Source organism: Pedobacter sp. (genome assembly GCF_045628745.1).
Lineage (GTDB): Bacteria > Bacteroidota > Bacteroidia > Sphingobacteriales > Sphingobacteriaceae > Pedobacter.
This window is the reverse complement of sequence record NZ_JAZQPU010000315.1, coordinates 1-3478: the sequence shown is the minus strand read 5'-3', so window position 1 is coordinate 3478 and position 3478 is coordinate 1. Positions and strand designations below refer to the sequence as shown.

Here is a 3478-nt window from a genome sequence, read left to right as displayed (position 1 = left end):
AGGGCCTTCTGAACGATATGGTAACTATAAGGTTCAGAATACCTTTCAGTAATTTGAACGTCCTTAACTTGTAATGATTTTCATTACTATTTTCGGGAGTTAATTCCATAAAAAAGGAGCTACATGATAGCTCCTTCGTATTAATGTTGGTTAACAAACCTTGTTCTTAGTAACCAAAGTTTTGTTCCCAGTTTGTTCTTGTTTTGAGTTCATTTTGTGGAATAGGAAGCAACAGATCTTTTTTCGTTGGTGCTTGTCCATTGAATGTAGAATGGTAACGAGAAGTAGATGCTGATAAGGTAGATATTGCTTCAGCTTCACCCCATCTTACCAAGTCAAAGAACCTCTTTCCTTCGCCAATAAATTCAAACTTTCTTTCTTTTTTAATATCATCAAGGGTAGGGCTTGAGGCTAATAAAGGTAAATTTGCCCGGGTCCTGATTTTATCAACATACTGTTTTGCCTCAGCAGCTTTCCCATTTTTAACAAGTGCTTCTGCATATAGAAGAAAAACATCTGCATCACGGATAATTGGGAAATTACGAGGAAAATCATTCCATGATTTAATTTTTGTATTGGTATTATCTTTTTCAAGGAATTTAGTGACAATGTTTTTTAATACAAATGTACGCGTCGGTACCGTACTAATAGCACTATAATAACCGGTGTCAATACTTGCCGCAAAGCGAAGATCATTGTTTTTCTTCATTTCTTTAACCACTAGCGTGTCTACCCTCATGTCCTGACCTTGCATAGAATAAGTTGAATAAGTCCATTCTGGAAAAGGACTGCCAGAAGATCCGGAATTGGTGATGTAACCAGGTAAACTTGAGCCAGTGTTAACTCCTGATGCAAACTGAATAGAGAACAAATCATATTTATTCTCGTTGGCCAGGGTAAAGAGTTGTGCATAAACAGGACCAAAACGGGCATTCACATCAGTGATGATACCTCCTAAAACAGTTTCTGCTTTAGCATAAGCTGTAGCATCATTTAGGGGATAGCCCGCCATTGTCATGTAAACCTGACCCAATAGTGCGTTTGCCGCCAGGCTGCCTACGCGTCCTGCATCAGTTCCTGTATATACTTTAGCTAAATTTGCTGAAGCATATTGTAAGTCTGAAATTATTAAGGCATAGATATCATTAGCAGAGGCACGTGGAAGGTTAATAGCCGCGCTGTTCTCAATAGGCTCAGTAATCAATGCTACTGGTCCAAAAGACCTCACTAATTCAGCATAAGCATAAGCCCTTAAAAAGCGGGCTTCTGCACGGTATCTTAAATAAGATCCCTCCTGCGTATAGTATAACAAGTTATTTGCCTCTTTAATGATCTGGTATAATCTAGCGAAAATCCCAGATACAGTACCCGAGTTAGGTGAAATTAAATACTTTCTTAATTCCAGTTGATCGTTCTGTGCAGAAGTTTCTCCTGCAATATAAAGTAAGTCTGATCTGTTTTCTGAAGCCAGCCAAAAGTAATCTGTGGCAAAGTCTGTATTGGTGCCATTTCTTCCTAAACGGGCATAAATACCCACCACAGCTTGTTTAATTTCTATTTCATTTGAATAAAAAGTATTTGAGGTGTTATTTTCAACAGGGGCAATATCAATTGTTTCTTTGCAAGAGGGAAGGAATAGTATTCCGGCACTTGCCAATAAGGTGATAAAAAATTTATATGTTTTCATTGTGCTTAAATAAATCGTCAATTAAAAAGTTGCTGTTAAACCAAAGGAAAGCGTTCTGGCCAAAGGATATGCACCCCAGTCTGAATTATCCTGAGTTGCTGCTTCAGGTGAAAAACCTGGATAATATTTATCAGACAGGAAAACATTATCACACGATGCATACAGGCGTAAGCGGGTGAAAGCTTTTTTCAATACAGGTAAGTTATGTCCGAGTGTTATATTTTTAATTCTTAAGTAGGCAGCAGAGTACATCCAGTTCGTATCGTAATTGCTTGTAACGGCAGAAAAGAATGCAGGTACTTTTCCATCACCAGGCTCTTCTTCAGACCAATAGGCATTATGAAGCCAACTAGCCATATAAAGATATTTAGTGTCATTGGTGGCCCTGTTCCATCCACGTGAACCAATAGATAACAAGTCACCGCCAACTCTTCCTTGCACTAAAACACTCAGGTCCCAGTTTTTATAGGTAAAAGTATTGGTCATTCCCCACTCAAATTTTGGTTGATAATTACCCGCAACAACATAATCATTTGCATCAATTTTACCATCATTATTGGCATCCATGTATTTAGTATCACCTGGCTTTTGTCCAGAATAAATAGGGATTTTTGGAGTGTAATTGCCACTGGCATCTTTATTAAAATCAGCTTCACGCAATACGCCTGTTGCCTGTAATAAATAATAAGAATTAACCGGACTACCCACTCTTTGAATTAGCGTACTTCCTTGTCCAACTTTTATATCGGCATTATTATTCGTTAATGCGGTGATCTTATTACGGTTCATGGATAAGTTCAATGAAGTATTCCATTTAAAGTTACTTTGTGTAACGTTTACCGTATTTAATTCTAATTCAAATCCTTTATTATCTACACTTCCAATATTATCGAACATGTTTGAGAACCCTGTTGTTAAGGATACCGGGGCATTTAATAACAAGTCAGTTGTTTTTTTATAGTAAACATCTGCAGAAAGACTAATTCTATCTCTAAAAAAGCCAATGTCTAAGCCAAGATTATAGCTGTCAGTTTTTTCCCATCTAAGTTTTGAATTAGAAATAGTAGAAACGATAAAGCCATTGGTAACGCTTTGCGCATCTCCAATTGGATAATTTAGCGCACCTAAAAGGGATAGAAATGCAGAAGTGTTGATTCGGTCATTTCCTGCTTGTCCCCAGCTAGCCCTGATTTTTGTTGATCCTAACCAGGAGATTGATTCCATGAAAGGCTCATCACTGATTTTCCAGCCTCCGGAAATAGAGGGAAAATATCCCCAACGGTTATTAGGGCCAAATTTAGATGATCCATCTGCACGAAGTGAGGCTGCTAATAAATAACGGTTTTTATAGGCATATTGAACTCTACCAAAATAAGAGATCAAAGCATTACTCGATGCGGAAATATTGTTGAAATTAGTAGTATTACCGCGGGTATTATCAAATACCCATGTTTTATCATTTGGAAAGCCTGTTTGTCCCTGATCGCTGGTTTCATCTTTATTTGTTTCCTGAGTAGCACCCAAGAGTCCGTTGATGGAATGATCATTAATTTCTTTCACATAATTCAGGGTTCCTTGTAATAACAAGCTATTTGAAGATAACGATGTTTTTCTTGAACTGGATAGTTGTCCAGGTGTAGCCTGATCCCATGTACCCTGAATCCAGGTCGGGTTATAAGTTTTTTGAAGGTTATTACGGAAATTCCAGCCTACTAAGCCATTTAAATCTAAACCTTTAATAATATTAACCGTACTATTGAAGGCCGTATTCATTCTAACATCTTTTTGAAC

Annotated in this window: 2 protein-coding genes; both read right to left on the bottom strand. The window is 37.5% G+C overall.

The window, feature by feature from the left end; translation table 11 throughout:
* Window positions 1-166: 166 nt before the first annotated feature.
* Complete coding sequence (locus tag ACR2F7_RS11525) at window positions 167-1687, bottom strand: RagB/SusD family nutrient uptake outer membrane protein (RefSeq protein WP_432713709.1); 1521 nt, start codon at window positions 1685-1687, stop codon at window positions 167-169.
* Between the two features lie 21 nt (window positions 1688-1708).
* Window positions 1709-3478, bottom strand: a 1770-nt coding sequence (locus ACR2F7_RS11520) for a SusC/RagA family TonB-linked outer membrane protein (RefSeq protein WP_432713708.1), incomplete at its 5' end; no start/stop codon positions are given.